11 protein-coding genes are annotated in these 20295 nt (G+C 64.2%); 8 read left to right on the top strand and 3 right to left on the bottom strand.

All coding sequences use genetic code 11. The annotated features are described in order from the left end of the window. Positions 1-105: 105 nt before the first annotated feature. Positions 106-498, top strand: coding sequence for a response regulator (locus K349_RS0101175; RefSeq protein WP_026368077.1), 393 nt, complete (start codon positions 106-108; stop codon positions 496-498). Positions 499-773: 275 nt separating this feature from the next. Here the strand turns inward: K349_RS0101175 and K349_RS0101165 are convergent, their stop codons facing one another. After that, positions 774-3518 (bottom strand): PAS domain S-box protein, encoded by a 2745-nt coding sequence (locus K349_RS0101165; RefSeq protein WP_026368075.1) that lies wholly within the window; start codon positions 3516-3518, stop codon positions 774-776. A 798-nt stretch (positions 3519-4316) separates the two neighbouring features. Between K349_RS0101165 and K349_RS0101155 the strand changes: the two genes are divergently transcribed. Both K349_RS0101155 and K349_RS0101150 read left to right on the top strand, forming a co-directional pair. Next, positions 4317-6200 carry a DEAD/DEAH box helicase gene (locus tag K349_RS0101155; protein WP_084460106.1) on the top strand — a complete coding sequence of 628 codons (1884 nt, stop codon included), beginning with the start codon at positions 4317-4319 and terminating at the stop codon, positions 6198-6200. Between the two features lie 27 nt (positions 6201-6227). Then, positions 6228-6659 (top strand): hypothetical protein, encoded by a 432-nt coding sequence (locus K349_RS0101150; RefSeq protein WP_026368072.1) that lies wholly within the window; start codon positions 6228-6230, stop codon positions 6657-6659. A 117-nt stretch (positions 6660-6776) separates the two neighbouring features. Here K349_RS0101150 and K349_RS0101145 read toward each other — a convergent pair whose 3' ends face one another. Next, positions 6777-9218, bottom strand: a complete 2442-nt coding sequence (locus tag K349_RS0101145) for a mechanosensitive ion channel domain-containing protein (protein WP_026368071.1) — start codon at positions 9216-9218, stop codon at positions 6777-6779. Positions 9219-9882: 664 nt separating this feature from the next. Between K349_RS0101145 and K349_RS0101135 the strand changes: the two genes are divergently transcribed. Further along, complete coding sequence (locus K349_RS0101135) at positions 9883-11058, top strand: amidohydrolase (protein ID WP_245587984.1); 1176 nt, start codon at positions 9883-9885, stop codon at positions 11056-11058. Between the two features lie 137 nt (positions 11059-11195). Here the strand turns inward: K349_RS0101135 and K349_RS0101130 are convergent, their stop codons facing one another. Next, positions 11196-12443 (bottom strand): Zn-dependent hydrolase, encoded by a 1248-nt coding sequence (locus K349_RS0101130; RefSeq protein WP_026368069.1) that lies wholly within the window; start codon positions 12441-12443, stop codon positions 11196-11198. A gap of 373 nt (positions 12444-12816) precedes the next feature. On the opposite strand from K349_RS0101130, the gene K349_RS0101125 reads away from it, so the two are divergent. From K349_RS0101125 to K349_RS0101105, 4 genes are all read left to right on the top strand, one after another. Beyond that, on the top strand, positions 12817-14124 hold the full coding sequence (locus K349_RS0101125) for a serine hydroxymethyltransferase (protein WP_026368068.1): 1308 nt from the start codon (positions 12817-12819) through the stop codon (positions 14122-14124). A gap of 208 nt (positions 14125-14332) precedes the next feature. Next, the gene (locus tag K349_RS0101120) at positions 14333-15262 is read left to right on the top strand and encodes a DMT family transporter (RefSeq protein ID WP_026368067.1); all 930 of its coding nucleotides are present in this window, start codon (positions 14333-14335) and stop codon (positions 15260-15262) included. 245 nt (positions 15263-15507) lie between these two features. After that, positions 15508-16212, top strand: coding sequence for a fumarylacetoacetate hydrolase family protein (locus K349_RS0101115; RefSeq protein ID WP_245587983.1), 705 nt, complete (start codon positions 15508-15510; stop codon positions 16210-16212). Positions 16213-16463: 251 nt separating this feature from the next. Beyond that, on the top strand, positions 16464-20237 hold the full coding sequence (locus K349_RS0101105) for a S41 family peptidase (RefSeq protein ID WP_169731282.1): 3774 nt from the start codon (positions 16464-16466) through the stop codon (positions 20235-20237). The last annotated feature ends 58 nt before the right edge of the window (positions 20238-20295 follow it).

Here is a 20295-nt window from a genome sequence, read left to right as displayed (position 1 = left end):
AAGACCTTTCGCTTTCCCTTGACTCGGGTCGCATCAGGCTCTGCGAGGCGCCCTTCGGGGCTGACGCAGCCTTATTCAGAGATTTCCAAAGAGGAGGACTTTTCGATGGACTTGCGGGAAGAACGGCGTGAAGCGTCTCCGCCAAGGGTGCTCGTCGTTGAGGATGAGGTGCTCACTGCCCTGGATCTCCAGGCCTGTTTGGAGCGGGCGGGATATCGCGTCGTGGACATCGTCTTCTCCGGGGAGGACGCGGTGCGTCGAGCCAAGGAACTGCAACCCGACCTGGTGCTCATGGACATCTCCCTCAAGGGGGATCTGGGAGGGATCGAGGCGGCTCGGCTCATGCAGGGCAACGGAGAAGTGTCCGTCATTTTTCTCACGGCCCACACGGATCAGGAAACGCTCGCCCGGGCCAAGGCACTGGCGCCTCGGGGCTTTCTCACCAAACCCTTCATGGAAAGAGATCTCCTCGACAAACTCGCCGTCGCCCGGGAGTGATCTCTCCGGAGCATTTTTCGCCCGCGCCGTCCCTGTTTTCGCCTCTTTACCGGGCTCTTCCGAATCCTTCGGAGAAGCTCGGTATTTTTATTTCCCTCTTTCCCTCCGCTCTGTGCTCGTGCTCGAAGCAACGTGTTTCGCGACGGGCGTTTCTCCTCGACGGGCACAAGGAGCCTTTTCGTTGAAAGAATACCCGTAACGGGGTTCCAGGGAGCTTGCTTCAGGAGTCAAAGCCGGCCGAAAGCGCTGTGCCGGTGCCGCAGCCTCACCTTCGCTCAGGAGGAAGCGTTCACCCGAGAGACGTCGGCGGAGATGTGACGCTCGCCCTCGGAATCCTCGGGCAGGGCGAGGAACAGTTCCACCATGTTGGGATCGAACTGGGTTCCCGCGCACCGTCGGAGTTCGGCCCGGGCTTCCTCGGGACTTCGGGCCGGGCGCCAGGGCCGGGGGGATGTCATGGCGTCGTAGGCGTGGACAAGGGCGAGCATGCGGCTCTCCAGGGGGATCTCCTCGCCCTTGAGACCAAGGGGATATCCCGCCCCGTCCCACCGCTCGTGGTGGGCCAGGATCCACGGCGCAAGGGCCGCCAGATCCTGGAAGGAGGCGACGATGCGCGCCCCTGTTTCGGGGTGGCGGCGGATTTCCTTCCACTCTTCCGGCGTGAGGGGGCCCGGGCGGAGCACGATGGACTCGTCCACGGTGACCATGCCGATGTCGTGCCAGTGCGCGAGCGAATGCAGAAGCTGCCGGGCCTCCCTGGGGATGCCGAGGGGCTCCGCCAGGGAGAGGAGGTGGCGTTCGAGACGCCGCAAATGCTCCCCGTCGCTGAATTCCCGGAGGTCGAGCGCTCTCCGCAGGCGTTCCAGAAGGAAATGGCGGGATGCCTCCCGGCGGTCGTTCTTGGCCCGGTACATGTTGTCGTCCGCGGCGGCGAAGAGCGCCTCGATGCGGACCTCTCCGGCATTTCCCGAGGCGTGTCCCACGGAAATGGACAGAGGAAGGGCCGGAGTGGATTCGTTGTGGCGCTCCACCTCCCGGAAGATTGTCTCCACGATGCGGGCCAGCGCGTTGCCGTCGCAGCGGGGGAGCAGGGCGGCGAATTCGTCTCCGCCGATGCGGGCCAGCACGTCGTTTTTGCGGAAAGCCCTTCGGAGAATGTGCGCGGTCTCGGTGAGAATGCGGTCGCCCACGGCATGTCCCATGGTGTCGTTGAGGAATTTGAGCCCGTCCAGGTCGCAGATCACGATTCCCACGGGATCGTCCCGTCCGGCGCTGAGGCGACGCAGTTCCTCGTCGAAGAAGGTACGGTTGTAGAGTCCCGTGAGCGGATCGTGGAGGCTGTAGAAGCGGAGCCGTTCCTCCAGCTCCTTCTGGTGGGTCATGTCCACGAGAAGTCCTCGGAAGCCCTGGGGGCGGCCTTCGACGAGGATCGGGCGGAGATAGACCGCCAGGGGAAAGCGCGAGCCGTCCCGGCGGAGTCCGGTGTATTCTCCGTGGGCGGGGTTGTCGTCGCCACGGAGGCGTTCCTCCATGCGGTTCCGGGCACGTTCTCTGTCCTCGGGGGCGATGATGGAAAGGGCGTTGAACCCGCTCCGGAGTTCCTCCGGCGAATAGCCGAGGGTGACTCCGGCGTTCTTGTTGACGAAGAGGACAGTTCCCTCCAGGTCTATCTCGAAGACCACCTGGGGAAGAGATTCGGCGAATTCACGGAAGCGGCGTTCGCTTGCCTCGAGGGCGCTCTGGACGGTTCGGATCTCCGTGATGTCCAGGAAAGAGGCCACCTGTTGCCGAGAACCGGGAATGAGATCGGCGCAGACGATCACGTCCAGGTGTCTTCCCGTCCTGTCCGTCAGGCGCGTCTCATAGCGCCGGGGAACGGTTTCCGGTGCGTTCTGCCGCCGGGAGGTCATCTCCAGGACTTGGGGCAGCTCTTCGGGGGGAACGAAGGCTGTCCAGAAGAGGCGATGTTCCACCTCTTCCCTGGAGTAGCCCGTGAGACGGCAGAACTCCTCGTTGGCCATGACGATCTGCCCGTCCTCGTCGGTGAGGATCATGGCGCTTCCCGCGTTCTCGAAGATGGCCCTGTGTCTGGCCTCGGACTCGCCGAGGGCCTCCAGGACGCGCCGTCGCTCCGTTTCCTCCAGAAGCACCCCGTCCAGCCAGGTTTTTTCCGTCAGTTCGTCCTGTACGACCCGCCCCCGGTCGGAGATCCAACGCACGCTGCCGTCGGGGCGGACGATGCGGTACTCCAGCGTGAAGGGAAGTCCCTTTCGGCTGCTCTCGGCCACGCCGGCGCGCACCTTCTCCAGATCGTCGGGGTGAATGATCTCCGCGAAGCCCCGCCCGTTCACACCGAGGAATTCCTCGGGAGCGTAGCCGGTGATGTCCTGAAAGTGTCCGCTCAGATAGAGCTTTGTCCATGCGGCGTCGTTGCGGCTGCGGTACACCGCGCCGGGGATGTTGTTGGTCAGTGCCTGCAGGCGTGTTGCATGTTCCCGCTCCCGGATCATGGACGTTTCCAGGGCGTCCATGAGATCGTTCACGGAGTTCGCCAACATGGCGAGCTGGTCCTTTCCCTTCACGGTGACGCGCCGTCCCTGCTCGCCCGTTTCGCTGATGCACCGCAGCTCCTCCGTAAGGCGGAGGAGACGGGCAAGGACGAGGCGGTGCACGAGAAGATAGGCGAGGAGGGCGGTCACGAGTCCGGCGGCGAGGAAGGCCGGGAAGAAGGGGCGAACCGGGGGCGTCTCCGGAGGAGGTGCTTGGGTGGAGAGCGGCGATGGGATGGATGGGGAAAGGGGGATTTTCGGAAGGATGCCTCTCTCGGGAGAACGCAGCACCTTCCCGATTTCCTCGAAAAGATCGGGAAGGACGGGTCGTCGGGTGACGCCTTCGTGGGGTGCTTCCGGAACGGCACGGGGACGCTCCCGGGAAAGGCCGCCGAAGAGGAGGCCTAGTCCGGCGAAGATCAGGATGCACATGCTGCCGAGAGCGAGAGCGAGGCGTCGTCGAAGTCCCATGTTCCTCCAGCGTTTAGTGGGCACATCCGCCTCTTGGAGGCGGAGATTTTTCCCGAGGCGACAGGGCTCGGAAGACTAATGCCATTCTCATCATATCATGCTTCCTCCGGAAAAGGGGCATGTTTCTGAAAAGGAATCTCTGAATAAGGCTGCGTCAGCCCCGCAGAGCGCCTCGCAGAGCCTGATGCGACCCGAGTCAAGGGAAAGCGAAAGGTCTTTATTCAGAGCTTCCAAAAGATATCGCCCCTGGATTTGCGAGTCGTCGCAGTCAAGCACCATCAAAAACCGACCCGTCGGCGAGATGAAGAACCGACCCACCCCGGCGGCAAACGCATACGAACCGGACAAGACGTCGACATCTTTCGTCAGACAAGCTTGTCTTCCTATATACGTCTATACGTCACATCTTCTGCGTCACATCTTCGTTCCTGCGTCATCCGACGCTTTTCCCGCAACCAAAAGGACTCTCCCAGGATGGTCCCGTGTCGTGGTGGAGGGGGCATGCCTTTCCGTTTCTGCCATACCGTGGTGCGCTCCACGACATGCCCTTCCGCGACCCGGATGGGGGCGGTTCGGGAAATTTTGCGGTTCCCTGAGCGCTGTGCCATAATCAAAGAATGGAATGGAAGAATTCCGGGAGTTCCTCCGAACCATGTGGAGGCGACTTCCCGGAGGAGACGACGCTCCGGGAGGGACAAGCATGAGACCTATCGCAGGACAGCGGGCTCTCCGGAAAAAACGCGCTTCCCGCCGTGTCGCTCCGCAGGGACGAAGCGGATATTCCGGAGTGAAAGCGTCATGATCTCCTTCTATCCCTGGCAGCTCGACGCCTGGTCCCGGATCGAGGGACAGAGCGCTGTGCTGGCGGCGCCCACGGGATCGGGCAAGACGCTGGTGGCCTATCTCTGGGCGGGGCTTCTGGACAGTGCAGGACAGCCCCGTCGCCCGGAAGAGCGGGTGATCTTCACCGCCCCCATCAAGGCGCTTTCCAACGAACGCTATCTCGACCTCCGGGGCCTTGGTTTCGAGGTGGGGCTGGAGACGGGGGATTTCAAGAAGAACGCCGGTGCTCGGGTGCTCTGCTGCACCCAGGAGATCTACACCCTCAAGTACGCGGGCAAGCCCGGCATCCGCCTGGTGGTGGACGAGTTCCACTACATCTTCACCGACAGCCGCCGGGCGCGCACCTATGTGGACGGCATTCGGGCCACCTCGCCGGAGGTCCCCATCCTCGTCATGTCCGCCACCTTCGGCAATCCCGAACATGTTCGGAGCTATCTGGCCCGCGTCACCGGGCGTCCCTTCGTCCTCGTGGAGAACGAAGAGCGGGCCACGGAACTGGTTTTCCGGGAGAAGCCCATCGTCCGTCCCGGAGAAGTGCGGGATGCGCTGGTCTTCGTCTTCTCCCGGGAGGGAGTGAAGGAGCTGGCGGAGCAGATTGCCGGAGTACGGCGCTCTTTGCCCCGGGAGATGCTGGACCGGCTCGAGGAGATGGCCCGCATCTTCGGCGTGGCGGAACTGCCGCCGCCGCTCTACAAGGGAGTCGGCCTCTACCACGGCAGTCTGCTTCCCAAGGAGAAACTCCTCGTGGAGACCGCCTTCCGGGAGCGCATTCTCGACGTGGTGGTGGGAACGAACGCCCTTGCGCTGGGAGTGAACCTTCCGGCGGAGACGGTGCTCTTCGCCCAGCTCGCCTGGTACCACGACGACCGTCCCCTGTCCCGGAACGAGTTCCTGCAGATGGCGGGGCGGGCGGGCCGGAAGGGACACTTCGACACGGGCTATGTCACCTGGATTGCGGACAGCCCCTGGGAGAACCGGAACTTTCTCATCGACGACCTCTACCGGGATCTGCTCTTCCGCACTCCCGAGCCGGCCCGGATCGACCTTGCGCCCGCCTTCGGACGCCTGCTCCGGGAGGAGACCACTCCTTCCAGCGAGGCGGAGACGGTGGCCTTCGGTTCCCTCCCCGAGCGGGACTACCGGGACGTCTACACCGAGATCCGCGCGGCCCTCCGCTCCGTGGACCGCTGGGTGAAGCGCCTCGTGCCGCACCACCTCCGGCGCCGCTTCCGGGCTGTTCTGGGGGACATCTGGTTCGAGGAGATGGAGGTGGGCGAGAACCTCCAGATGGCCTGGCTCTTCTGCGAGGAGGAGCGTCCCTCCTCCCTCGCCGCCGCGACGATCGTGGAGCGGTACGAGCGGAACCGCCTCCAGGCGCTGCTGAAGATCAAACGCTTCGCCAACGCTCTCCCCGAGGGATACTCCTTCGCCCGTATGGGAGAGCTGGAGGCGGAGGTGGAGCGTATCGACGAGACGGTGTTCACCTTCGAGGAATGTCTCCAGGAGATCTCCGAGAGCCGCTCCGAAACACCCCTGTCCCGCCCGGAACTTCTCCGGGAGAAAACCCGGAGCGCGTCGGGAAAACGGAAAGGGCGGAGCGCTCCCGGCCGCCCCGATGGCGCGGGATCCGACGCGACGCAGGAGGCGGCGTCCTCGTCCGGCGGCGAGACCGCTTCCTCTCCGGAGGAAGCGCACAGGGACGCGAAGAAGGGGAAAACCTCTTCCAAGGGCAAGAAAAAGAAAGGAAAGAGCGGCGAGATACCCAAGGGGGCATTCTATTCCCCCAGTCGCTCCCCGAAGAGGCGTCTCCGTCCCCGAAGACGGAGCGGCGGGCGCTAGGACTAGGAGTGGAAGGAGGGATGTGTCATGGCCTATGCCTATTCTCAGTATGTGCTGGCCCTGCGGAATGCCTGCCTCGATCTGAAGCAGCGGGGGGATGAACTCGACGCCGCGAACGCCCAGGTCAGAAAGGACGCCGCCAAGTTCCTCAACGCCATGGCCCGGGTGGTGGCGATGGGAGAGCGGGACGTCGCCTTCGCCTACGAGGGTGTTTCCTTCTCCATCGTTGGAGACGACCAGGACCGCTACACGTGCACGCCGAGCTTTCGGGGGGACGATGCGGCACTGAAGGAGCTGGCGGAGCGTTTTTCCGGCGATGTGGATCTCGCCCTGGCGGTGTTCCTCCTCGCCCATTCGGGAGAGATTATGCTCCAGTGCATCGAGGCGGTTCAGGACAAGCGGCGCCTTCTTGAACACGAGAAGGACGCCCTTGAGGAGGCGCTCTCCGAGGAGGGATAGCGGACGTGCGTCGAATTGTGCCGGAGGATCGCCCGGTGCGCGTCGGGAAACATGCCCGGAGAAAGAGGATCGGCCCGGGGAATGAAACCTTCCCTCCCGGGCCGATCCTCTTTCTGTTCAGACCTCCTGTGACGGCGGAGGGGCTTTGTCCGCGGAAGGCGGTGTTTCGCCGTCCCGGCCAGGCCGGGGGGCTTGCTCCGGATTCTCGAAGCGGAGTTCCAGGGGGCGGGGTGTGTGCAGGTGCAGGTCCCGCTGAGGGAAGGCGATGGAGATGCCCTCCGCCCTGCAGCGCTCCAGAATGCGGAAGCGCAGGTCGCTGGCGACGCGCATCCCCACGCCGATGTTCATGTCCACCCAGAAGTAGAGGTCGAAAAGAAGCGCGCTGTCGCCGAAATCCTGAAAAACGACGAAGGGCGCGGGTTTTTTCTGGATCTTCAGATGGTTCTTCACGACGTCGAGGAGCAGCTCCTCCACTTTCTCCGCGGGCGAATCGTACCCCACGCCGACGGTGAGCTTGTTCCGGGTGATCTTGTCCGAGAGGGTCCAGTTGGTGACCTGGTTCGTGAAGAACACGTTGTTGGGCATCATGACTTCCTTGTTGTCAAAGGTACGGAGAATCGTGTAGCGAGCGCCGATTTCCTGCACCGTGGCGGTGATGCCGTTCACCTCGATGACGTCCTGGGTGCGGAAGGGTTTGTGCAGCAGCAGGAAAAACCCCGTCACCATGTTGGCGAAGAGGTCCTTCAGGCCGAGACCGAGACCTACTGAAAAGGCGCTGAAGATGATCGTGAAGGCCGTGAGGGGGATGTTCACCATCTTGAGGGTGAAGAGAAAAACGATGATCACCAGCACGTAATAGATAATGCGCTGGATCGCCGCGGCGGCGTCCCGCTCGATTTCGAAGCGGCGGCGGAGCTTTTTGTTCAACCAGCGCGTTCCCGCCTTGGCTCCCCAGAGGCCGAGAAAGAAGATGGCAAAGGCGAGGATCACTTTCCGCACCGTCACGGCGCTGTTGTCGATGACCCAGAGTTCCATATTCCAGATGCTCATCACCCGGTCCTGCCAGAGAATGTTCACCCGTTCGGTGAGGTTCATCCCCCGGCGGATCTTTTCCAGCTCGTCGTAAAGACGTTGGTAGCGTTGGGCGGCCTGAAGCAGAAGGGCGAGGTGGCTTCCGTTGGCCTCGATCAGGTCCCGAAGAGCCCGCAATTCGCTCCGGAGTTGAGGGGCCACGAGAGAATAGAAGGGAAGCGATTCGCTGTCCTCCTCGCGCTGGAGCGTCGTGACGCGGCTCTGGAGCGTTACCTGGTACCCCTGGAAGAATCGGATGGCATTCTCGAGAGTGGAGATTTCGTCGCGGAGCATTTCGATGTTCTTCTGCACGTTCTCCGGCTTCGACTCTTTGTTGTCCGTCTCCCGTTCGGCGAGGTATTGGTAGCGGATGCGCCAGATCGCCTCGAAGTCCGAGAGAATGCTCAGTTGGGTCTCCGTGTATTCCAGCGTGCGCTGGTAGTACTCCCGAAAGGCTTCGAGGGCCTTCATCATCGCCGCGGTGACGGCTTTGTCCTGGTCGATCACGGCCTCCGTGGCTTGGGTCTGGGCGCGCATCGCTGCCCGTTCGACCCGATTCCGCTGTTCCATCAGCGAGGTGATGCGCGTGCGGAGGTTTTCCATGCGGGTTTGCAGAGCCTGAATCTGCTTGTCCAGATCCTCCTGGTCGAAATGCACGTTCTCGCGGATCCAGTTCGCCGTTCGGGTGAGGATCTCCCGCGTGAGAGAAACGATTTCCTGTTCCAGTTTCTGGTTTTCGAGGGTCTGTATGATCAGTTCCCGATTGGCTTGTGTCAACTCCTCCAGAAGCTGAAGGCGTTCGGCGTTCCACTCGAAACGTTTCTGTGTCGCCGGGTCCGATGTTCCTCGCTCTCTCTGGTCCGCCAGCGCTCGACGTTGTCGGGCGATGTCGTTGAGGCGGGAGTTCAGCGCATCCAGCGATGTTCTGGACATGTTGATGGACATGGTGACGGAATCCCGCCGTTGGGCGAGCGCGTCCAGCTGGTCCAGGTAGCCGTCGTAGAAGGAAAGGGGGAAGGGTGGCTGTCGAGGAACGTCAAGCGTTCCTGCGGCGAGTTTTTCCCTGAGGGAGGCCAGTTCCTTCTGGAGGACCGCCCGGTCCTCCAGGGCGGTTTTCGTCCGGCGGAGATAGGCGGCGTTTTCCCTGAGGATGGCCACGCGCTGGCGGAGTTCGTCCAGGGAGACGCCCAGAGCATCCGCGGTCGCCGAGGAAACGGCGTTCTCCGCGGCGACGACGCGCCGTTCCAGATCCTCGATGCGCTGCTGCAAGAGGTCTCCGGAGACCGGCGGCGAGGGGGTGGTTGCCTGCGCCGGAAGCGCGGTGGGAGATGCCCCCTGCGGCGCGTACAAGTCTTCCGCCGTGGCGCGGAGTACGCCGCCGGAAAAGAGAGCCAGAAGAAGGGAGAGGAGGAAAACTGGAAAAAGAAGTCTCCGATGGAAGTGACCATGCGAACTATTCCGGTTCCGTATGGGGAGGGGGTAACTCATGATCGGACCTCCTTCGCGGAAAAGAGCTGTCTTTACAATAACCCAGGAGAAAATATCGCGCAACTGTAAAGTCGCGCATGTTCCGTGAGGATTCGCGATGCCGCGTTTTTTCGGGGAATTTGTCGCGGTGGATGCATCTCCCGATTCAATGCAGTGTGGCGTGAATGAAGATGGCATTGCCGACGATGAACGGGATGTGCACGGGAATTCCGGAGGATGGGGGGCGCCCCTCTTCAGGGGCATTTCTCACTGAAAACTACGGAAGCTCTGAATAAAGGCCTTTCGCTTTCCCTTGACTCGGGTTGCATCAGGCTCTGCGAGGCGCCCTGCGGGGCTGACGCAGCCTTATTCAGAGATTCCCTACCACTTTCGAATATCGCCTCTCTGTTCTGCTCTTTCCGAAGAAGAAGCGAGCTTTTGTCATGCGTTCAGCTTCATTCAAAGCGCTTGATAAGGAATGCGGAGGGCGTTGCTTTCTGATGTAGTTGTGTTATATTAATCAGCAATTATTTCTTCCGGCGAAGATACAGTGAAAATGGTGTGCTCCGGAAAGCGTCGCGAGAAGCTGGATTTTTTGGCGTTTCCCCTCTGGAAAGACGAGACGAAGGGAAATGAAAGAAGAGAACGGGCGCGGAAACGATGGACGACGAAGGAGAGGATCTTGGTGGTGCGGAGACGGTTGTTTCTGGGCGGTACGGTGGAGACGGGGCGGGGCGTGTCCGTGCACAGCGCGGCGGTGCTCGTGGAGAATGGAAAGGTGCGGGAGATTCTGCCCGCCGAAGAGGCGGCGGCGCGTTTTCCGGACGTTCCGGCGGAGGGCGGCTCGGACATCTGGATCACGCCGGGGCTGATCGACGCGCACACGCACCTTGGGGTCTACTGCGAGGGTTTTCCCGAGGACATGGAGGACGCCAACGACATGACGGACCCCGTGCTGCCGCACCTGCGCATTCTGGACGCCATCTACCCCGGTGACACGGGGTTCGACGACGCCCTCGCGGGGGGAGTCACCTGCGTGCAGGTCCTTCCCGGCAGCGGCAACGTGCTCGGCGGGCAGGGGGCGGTGATCAAGACGCGGCGGGATGTGACGGATCGCATGGTGGTCCGGGCTCCCTCGTCCATGAAGGCCGCCCTGGGGGAGAACCCCATCCGGATTTACAAGAGCAAGGGAAAGCTCCCCAACACGCGCATGGGCAACGCGGCGCTTCTGCGGAATAGCTTCGTCGAGGCGCTGAACTATCGGCTCAAACTGGAGAAGGCCGCTGCCAAGGGCGAGTCGGACGAGCGGAATCTCGCCCGAGAGGCGCTTCTCCCCGTGCTCGACGGGGAGCTGCCCCTCTGCGTGCACGCCCATCGGGCGGACGACATCGTCACGGCCCTGCGCATCGCCAAGGAGTTCGATCTCCGGATCACCCTGGAGCATTGCACGGAGGGACACCTCATCGCGCCTTTCCTGGCGGAGCAGCGGGCCAGGGCGGCGGTGGGCCCCACCCTCACGGGGAAACCCAAGATCGAGCTGCGGTTCAAGACCTGGGACACGCCGTTCGCGCTCCATCGTGCGGGGGTACACTTCTGCATCATCACGGACCATCCCGTGGTGCCCATCGAGCACCTCTCGGTCTGCGCCGCCCTCGCCGTCCGGGCGGGGCTTCCCCGGGAGGAGGCGCTCCGGGCGGTGACACTCTCCGCGGCGGAACACCTCGATCTCGCGGAGCGTCTCGGCTCGCTCGATCCGGGAAAGGACGCGGACCTGGCCCTCTGGGACGGAGATCCGCTGGATGCGCGGAGCAGGGTCGTGACCACCGTCATCGACGGCGAGCCGGTCTGGCGGCGGGGATAGCGTCCGGCGGCGCCCCTGTCCGATGGAGCGAAAGCGGACCGCGTGCGCGCACGAATGATGATGCTCCGACGGTTTCTCCCGCGGCGGTGTGGACAATTCCCGCCGCGGGTTTCGCACTCCGAGTTGTTCCGGGAAGACTAGAGCGGCTCCGCCAGGGCGAGGGCGCAGGAGAGGAGCACGTTCGCTCCCCGGACGAGATCCTCCGGGGTGGAGTACTCCTTCGGGGTGTGGCTCACGCCGCCGACGGAGGGAATGAAGAGCATCGCCGCGGGGCAGACCGGAGCCAGAAGCTGGGCGTCGTGTCCGGCGCCGCTCCGCATGCGGCGGTAGGTGTACCTCCGTTCCCGGGCGCTCTGCTCCACCAGGGCGACGAGGGTCGGATCGAAGCGCACGGGAAGGGCGTTCGCCACCTGTTCGAGGCGGTATTCGAGTCCGTTCCGGAAGGCCACGCTCCGCACCAGTTCCTCCACGAGGATCTTGCCTCGTTCGAACCGCTCGGGGTCGTAGCTGCGGAAATCAAGCGTGAAGCGGGCGCCCCCGGGCACGACGTTGATCACGTCCGGCTCGGGAGCGCAGCGCCCCATGGTGGCCACCGAGCCGTCCCCGAGTTCTTCCGCGAGAGCCCGGACCGCCAGGGCGAGATCCGCCGCCCCGAGCAGGGCGTCCTTGCGGAGCGCAAGGGGCGTGCACCCCGCATGGGCGGCCTGTCCCAGAAAGAACCCCTGCCACCAGGCGATGCCCTGCACGCCCTCCACCACGCCGATTTGGAGAGCCTCCGCTTCGAGGATGGGGCCCTGTTCCACGTGGAGTTCCAGGTACTTTCCAGGAAAAACCCGATCCGCCCCGGCGTAGTTGCCGCGGTCCAGCTCCTCTCCCACGGAGATGCCCGCGTCGTCTCGCTTTGTCCGGGCCTCTTCCAGAGAGAGTGCCCCCGAAAGAATCATGCTTCCCATCATGTCCGGCTGAAAACGGGCGCCCTCTTCGTTGACGAAGTTCGCCACCGCCAGGGGATGTCTCGTGGCGATGCCCAGATCGTCGAGGGTGCGGAGCACCTCCAGTCCGGCCAGCACGCCGTAGGCGCCGTCGTAGGCGCCCGCCTGACGCACCGTGTCCAGGTGAGAGCCCATCGTGACCGGAGCGTCCTCGCCCGCCCCGCCCGGGCGGACGCCGAAGATGTTCCCCGCGGCGTCGATGCGGCAGGCGTATCCCGACGCGGCGAGTTCGTCCAGAAAGAACCGTCTGGCCTGTCTGTCCTCGTCGGAGAAGGCCAGGCGCGTAATGCCCGCCTCTTCGCCGTTCCATCCGATGCGCCCCAGCCGCTCCAGGCTTTGCAGGAGCCGGGGGCCGTTCACGACAAGGTCCTGTCCTCTCGCGGTCCTCTTCATGGTTGTTTTTCGCCCTCTCTTCGGTGATTTTTGTAGGTCGGCCGTGTCAGACCCAACGGGGCGCGGCGGCTTCCCGGGAGTTTGCCGCCGGGGGTGCCTTGCTCCGTTTGCCCCAGGTGTGTGCGCTCCGTTCGCGAAACGATCGTTCCGGGAGTCCTTCGCGGCGCGTCTCCGGTTGTGTCGGGTGGCTTCGCAAGGGAAGCAGTCTTTCCTTTCGGACGCGGCATTCCCGGGAGCCCTCGGAAAAACACGATTTTTTCCGGCCGGTGTGTTCTCAAAGTATATCGAAGATACGGGAAATGGTAAGATGACATGCGCGCCGGTCGAGAGAAATCCAGACGCAGATTTCCTGAAAGAGGGCAGGTGGAGAACGATGCAGTTGCTGCACTACATGGATCCCGAGCTGGCCGCGGCCATCGAGGGAGAGAAGGCCAGACAGAATCTCACCATTGAGCTCATCGCCTCGGAGAATTTCGTCCCCGAGGTGATCCTCGAAGCCCAGGGGTCGGTCCTGACGAACAAATACGCCGAAGGCTATCCGGGAAAACGCTACCACGGAGGCTGCCGTTTCGTGGACGTGGTGGAGAGCCTCGCCATCGAGCGGGCCAAGGCCCTCTTCGGCGCGGAGCACGCCAACGTGCAGCCCCATTCGGGGGTGAACGCGAACCTCGCGGTGTTTCTGGCCGTCCTCAATCCCGGGGATACCATCCTCGGCATGGATCTCCGTCATGGAGGACACCTGTCCCACGGAAGCAAGGCGAACATCTCCGGCAAGTTCTTCGTCACCGAGGGATACGGCGTGAACCGGGAGACGGGGTGTCTCGACTACGATGAGGTGGCGGACATCGCCCGCAGAGTGCGCCCCCGTCTGCTCATCGCCGGCGCCAGCGCCTATCCGCGGACGCTCGATTTTCCGCGCCTCGCCGCGGTTGCCCGGGAGGTGGGAGCCTACTTCCTGGTGGACATGGCTCACATCGCCGGACTCGTCGCGGCGGGGGTCCATCCGAGTCCCGTGCCGCACGCGGATTTCGTGACCTTCACCACAACCAAGACGCTCCGGGGCGCTCGGGGCGGTGTGATCCTCTGCCGGAAGGAGTTCGCCGCCGCGGTGGACAAGGCCATCTTTCCGGGCATTCAGGGCGGCCCCATTCCCCAGATCATGGCGGGCAAGGCCCTCACGTTCAAACTCGCCGCCACCGAGGCCTTCCGCGAGTACGCCCGCAGGGTGACGGCCTGTGCGGCGGCGTTGGCGCAACGCCTTCAGGAACGGGGCTTCGCCCTCGTGTCGGGCGGCACGGACAATCATCTTTTCCTCGTGGATCTCCGGAACACCTCTCTCACGGGCCGGGAGGCGGAGATGCGGCTGGAAAAGGTGGGCATTACGGTGAACATGAACCTGATTCCCTTCGATCCCCGAAAGCCCACGGAGACGAGCGGCATCCGCGTCGGCACGGCCGGTGTGGCGAGCCGCGGATTTTCCGTGGCGGATGTGGAGATCGTGGGGGACATCATGGCCCGCATGCTCGCTCCGGAGGAGCCGGGGGAGGACGAACAGGCGCGCCTGCGGGAACAGGTGCTGGAACTCTGTCTGGCCCATCCGCTCTACATGTCCCGGTCCGAGTTGGCGGCGTCGCCCTTTCTCGGTACGGACATTTTGGGAATCGGTGGGAAATCCGCCTAGCGTTCCAGTGCGTCGCCTTTTTCGGGGTGCTGTTTCACGGTGTTTCTTCAGGGGCGCTCTCCGGAAGCGAGCGCACTGCGGTAAGCGGTAGGACGAAACGGAACGTCCCTTCCCGAGGGGGCGCGAGGTCGCGAAGCGGGCTCGCGTGTGTCGCACACGGAGCTTCATTGTGGGTGCCGCACGGGAACGGGGGAAAGGAAGGTCTTTCATGGAAGCGGAACGCAAGCGGCGGAGCGGGGATGTGCGGACGATCCTCCTGGCGGACATGGCCATGCTCGTCATCGCCGTGTTCTGGGGATCCGGCTTCGGAGTGAGTTCCTGGCTCCTCAAGACCATCTCCCCCATGTGGCTTCTGGCGGTGCGCTTCACTCTGAGCGCCCTGTTTCTCGCCTGCGTGCTGTGGCGGCGCATGGCCGCCCTGGACCGAAAGCAGATGGTTCTTGCCGGAGGGCTCGGCGTCTTTCTGGGATTTGTCTTCTTCGCCCACATTTTCGGACTGCAGCTTACCACTGCGGGAAAGCAGTCCTTCATCGCCGGATCGAACGTGGCCATGGTTCCCTTTCTCTACGCGCTCTTCTACCGGCGATGGCCCGGGGCGGTGGCCACGGTGGCGGCGCTGCTCACCACGACGGGACTGCTCATCATGGCCTTTACTCCCTCCATGGCCTGGGGGATGGGGGATGGTCTCTCCCTGCTCCTTGCCCTGGGCATCGCCCTCCACGTGCTCATCGTCGGAAACCTGAGTCGCCGCATGGATCCCGTTGGGCTCACGGGGGTGCAAATGGCGGCGACGGCGGTCTTTCTGGTGCTCGCGGCGGCGCTCTTCGAGCCGATGCCGCACTTCGGTGGGCTGTCTCCGAAGATTTGGGGCGGCGTGGTCTACGTAGCGCTCTGCGTCACCGCCATCCCTTTTCTGGTGCAGAACATGGCGCAGCGGTACAGTCCGGAGACCCACGCGGCGATCCTGCTCTCCCTGGAGAGTCCCTTCGGCTACGTCATCGCCATTCTGCTGGGGCAGGAGGTGCTCAACGCCCAGGTCGTCCTCGGTGGTGTGGTGATTCTCTCGGGGGTGCTGCTCGCCGAATCGGAGCCGTTTCTCCGGCGTTTCTTCTCCCGGGCGGAGGTGACGGGGGGCTGATGCATTCCCATGCTCCGTGGGGTATCATGGTCGCCATGAAACCGCCGGAGCGGTTCTGAAGAAGACGCCGGTGCGGTTTGTTGCGGAAAGCATGCTTCCCGCCCGGGAAAAGGACACGGTGTGAAAAGGCGCGATTTCCTTCGGGAGCGCGCAGACGACAGCAGGCAACGAAAACGAAGGAGGTCGTTCGATACCATGAAACTCGTCAAGTTCACCCCCCCGGCAGTGCTGCCCTGTGGGGCATTTTGGAGGAAGAGCGCATCATCGTCACCAACGGTCCCGGCGGCGAGCGCACGGGGAACACTTACGCCCTGGACAAGGTGGTTCTGAAGGCTCCGGCGAATCCCACGAAGATCGTCTGCGTGGGGCGGAACTACGTGGATCACATCAAGGAGATGGAGAACGACGCGGAGAACCTTCCCAAGGAGCCGGGGCTCTTCCTCAAGGCGCCCAACGCGCTTGCGGATCCCGGCGAGAGCATCCCCTATCCGCCCTTCACCAAGGAGTTCCATTACGAGGGAGAGCTGGCGGCGGTGGTGGGGTGCGTGCTCAAGAACGTGTCCGAGGACGAAGTGCTCCGGTGTGTGCTGGGCTACACCATCGGCATCGATCTCACCGCCCGGGAGTGCCAGCGGAACGATCTGCAGTGGATCCGGGCCAAGTCGGCGGACAAGTTCTGCCCCCTCGGCCCCTGGATCGAGACGGATCTCGATCCCCGGGACGTGGGCATCCGCACGGTGGTGAGCGGCCGGGTCGCCCAGGATTCCCGCACGTCCCTGATGATCTTTCCCGTGGCGCGCATTCTGAGCTACATCTCCTCTTTCATGACTCTCTATCCCGGCGACGTGGTCCTCACGGGGACGCCCAGCGGAGTGGGTCCCCTTCAGCGGGGCGACGAGATCGCCGTCACCGTCGAGGGTGTGGGAACCCTGGTGACGCGCATTTCCTAAGGAGTCTCTGAATAAGGCTACGTCAGCCCCGCAGGGCGCCTCGCAGAGCTTGACGCGACCCGAGTCAAGGAAAAGCCAAAGATCTTTCTTCAGAGCTTCCCTAAAGTTGTTTTCGAAGAGGGTCGAAGCATTCTCGTGTCGCGTCCCGGCGGGAGCGTTCCGTGGGGTGTGCGTGATCGGTCGTGAGGAGACATCCGTGCAGATGTTCTCCGCTTTTTTGAGATTTTGAGATGCCGAAGGGAGTTGAAACCATGACGAAGAGAGTCTGGATGCGACGGCTGCGGGAACGAAGCGCTCTTCTCGTCGGCATTGCGCTGCTTTGGCTTTTCCTGGGCGGAATCGCCTCCTTGGAGTGTGTTTCCGAGGCGTCCTCTCTGGAAGACACCTCCGGGGATGTCGTTTCGAGCGCGCCGGTTTCAGGAGATTCCCCCTCCGGAAAAACCGGGCGCTCCGGCGCGTTGCTGCCTGCGGGAGGAGGAGCGCTTTCGACGTCGCTTCCCGGCCCCGCCGGCGCGACCCGGATGCTTACCGCACCGGCCCTTTCGGGCAACCGGCTCGCTTTCGTCTACGGGGAGGATCTCTGGGGCGTGGAGTTGCCTCCGGGGGCACCCTTCGGCACCTCCGGGGCGCTTCCCTTCCCCCGGCGTCTCACCGCCGAGGGGCGCGTGGTGGGGGCTCCGGTTTTTTCGCCCGACGGACGCCTTCTCGCGGTGAGCCTGGAGCGGAACGGCAACATCGACGTGTACGTTCTTCCCGCGGAAGGCGGAGCCCTGCGCCGCATCACCTGGCACGGTGCGGTCGATCTGGTGCAGCAGTTTTCCGCCGACGGACGCACGGTGCTCTTCGTCACGAATCGGGAGAGCCGTTTCAACCGGGAATATCAGCTCTATGCGGTTCCCGTGGAGGGCGGTTTTCCCCGGCGCATGCCCCTTCCCCAGGCGTTCCGGGCTTCCCTGGAACCGGGAGGGACGAGAATCGCCTACAACCCCCTTCCCCCGGCCTTTCTCGTCTGGAAGGACTACCGCGGCGGCATGATCTCCACCCTGATGCTCTACAACATGGCCTCCGGCGAGGCGGTGGCGGTGCCCAAGCCCGAGGGCGGGTGCAACGACGCTGACCCCCGGTGGATCGGGGGACGCATCTACTTCCGCTCCGACCGGAGAGGGGAATTCAACCTCTACTCCTACGATCCCGCCACGAAGGACCTGCGCCAGCTCACTCGGCACGACGACTTTCCCGTGCTCTCCTTTTCCGGCACGGAGGAGCGTCTCGTCTACGAACAGGCGGGGCTGCTCCACTGCTACGACCTCTCCGGAGGCGCGACGCTTCCTCTGCCGCTCTCCGTTCCCGCGGATCTTCCGGAGACCCGGGAGCGCTACGCGAAGGGGGCCGATTTCATCCAGGGAGCGGCCATCTCTCCGTCGGGAGCCCGGGCGCTCTTCGCCCTCCGGGGGGACATCGTCACCGTTCCCGCCGAGAAGGGGGAGCCTCGGAATCTCTCCGCGTCGCCGGGAGTGCACGATCGGTGGCCCCTCTGGTCTCCCGACGGGCGTTTCGTGACCTGGTTCGCGGACCTCACCGGAGAGTATTCCCTGCTGCTGCGGCGGCAGGACGGCAAAGGACCCGTCTGGTCCGTTCCCCTCGACGGGCGCGGTTTCTACGAGTCCCCCTCCTGGTCCCCCGACGGCACGAAACTCGCCTACCGCGACAACGACTGGAATCTCTACTGGATCGACCTGTCCTCGCTCTGCGCCGCCGCGGCGAGTGCGGACCCGCTCTCGTCGGATCTCGCGTTTCTCCCCGATCCTCCCAGGGCGAAGAAGATCGCCGCGGAACCTCTCTTCGGCATGGGCAAGCGACGCACCCCCGAATGGTCCCCGGATTCCCGGTGGATCGCCTACACGCTGAACGAGAAGAGCGGCCTGGAGCAGCTCCATCTCTACTCGCTGGAACAGGACCGTTCCTTCCGGATCACCGACGGCGCCGGGGACGTGTCCTGTCCCGTCTTCGACCGGAGCGGCAAGTACCTTTATTTCTTCGGCTCCACCGACGCGGGGCCTGCCAAGTTCGGCCTCGACATGTCCACCCGGGACATGAACGTGACCCGGGCGGTCTACGCGGCGGTGCTCGCCGCGGAAACGCCTTCGCCGCTGGCCCCCGAGAGCGACGAGGAAGCCGCCTTCTCCGGCGGAGCGCCGGAGAAAAAAGGTGAGGACCCGGGCGACGACGGAGGAGACGAGGCGGAGAAGGCGGGCAAGGGAGAGGACGGCGACAAAAAGGACGAGGCAAAGGAGGAGGGCGGAAAAGAGAACGGCGACGGAGGAACGCCGCTTCCCGGCGGCGAAAACGCTTCCGGCGCCGGCCCCTTCGGAGAGGCCCTCCCCGTTTCGACGGACGCTCCTCTTTCTCCGGATCTTCCGGCGGCGAGCGCCGACGTTCCCGAAAGCGCGGACAAGGCGGCGCGGAAGGACAAGCCCTCCGTTCCTCCCATCTCCGTGGATGTGGACGGACTGGCGGGCCGCATCCTGCCCCTCCCCGTTCCGCCGGGGGCGCTGGACGATCTTCAGGCGGGCGGGCCGGGGAAGATCTTCTACACCCGTACCGTTCCCTCCGAGACGGGATTCCGCACGGCCCTCTTCTCCTTCGACCTGAAGGAGCGGGAGGAGACGGGCGTGCTTCCCTCCCTGAGGGGATACCGGATTTCCGCGGACGGCAAGCGTATGCTCGTCGCCGGAGAGGCGGGGTGGAGCATTCTGTCCGCCTCGGGAGGGCGGGGGGACGGCAAGCCGCTTCCCCTGGAGGGCGTTCGCGTTCCCGTTGAGCCCCGGGCGGAGTGGGCCCAGATGTTCACCGAGGCCTGGCGGATCAACCGCGACTATTTCTACGATCCCGGCATGCACGGCCAGGACTGGGAGGCCGTGCGGGCCAAGTACGCTCCCTTCCTGCCTCACCTGGCCTGCCGGAACGACCTGAACCGTCTTCTCGCCTGGATGCTCTCGGAGCTGCGGGTGGGGCATCTCTACATCTTCGGCGGCGATATCCCCGAGGACGGGGAGTCGGCGAAACCGGGGGTGCTCGGCGCGGACTTCGCCGTGGAGAACGGGCGGTACCGCTTTGCCCGGATCTACGGCGGACTGAACTGGAACCCCGACCTGCGTGCACCCCTCGCGGAACCCGGAGTGGACGTGAAGGAGGGGGACTACCTCCTCCGGGTCAACGGCCGGGAGGTGCGAGGCTCGGACAACGTGTACGCCTTCTTCGAACAGACTGCGGAGCGGGCGACGGAGCTGGTTGTGGCGGAGGACCCGGAAGGAACGAAACCCCGCACCGTGACGGTGGTCCCCGTCGCCTCGGACCGGGCGCTGCGCCTCCGCTCCTGGGTGGAGGGAAACGTCCGCAGAGTCGAGGCCGCCACGAACGGACGGGTGGGGTACGTGTATCTTCCCAACACCGCCGGAGCGGGGCAGGAGTTCTTCAAGCGCTACTTCTTCGCCCAGGCGCCCCGGGACGGGGTGATCCTGGACGTGCGGAGCAACGGAGGCGGCCAGTTCGCGGACTACGTGCTGGACGTGCTGCGCCGGAACTTCACCGCCGGGGTGGCCCTGCGCCCCGGCATGGACTATACCGCACCGGGGACCTTCGTGCCCGGCCCGAAGGTCATGCTCATCGACGAGTGCGCCGGATCGGGAGGGGACATGCTTCCCTGGGCCTTTCGCAGGCTCGGCCTCGGCACGTTGGTGGGAAAGCGCACCTGGGGCGGTCTCGTGGGCATCTCTTCCTATCCACCCCTGATGGACGGCGGATGGGTCACCGCGCCCTCCCTCGGCATCTGGAGCGATGAAGGCTGGGTGGCGGAGAACGTGGGCATCGCCCCCGACGTTGAGGTGGAGCAGGATCCTCGGGCGGTGCTCGACGGAGGGGATCCCCAGCTCGATGCGGCCATCCGCATCGTTCTGGAACAGCTTGAGGCGAATCCGCCGGTGCGTCCGGTGCGCCCCCCCTACCCCGACAAGACCCGTCACTGACGGAGCGATCTCGAAGGGGAGCGGGCGCAATGCCCTCTCCCCTTCACAATGAAAGGAT

Origin of the sequence: Aminiphilus circumscriptus DSM 16581, from assembly GCF_000526375.1 — a bacterium.
Taxonomy (GTDB): Bacteria; Synergistota; Synergistia; order Synergistales; family Aminiphilaceae; genus Aminiphilus; species Aminiphilus circumscriptus.
This window is presented reverse-complemented; position numbering and strand designations above follow the sequence as displayed.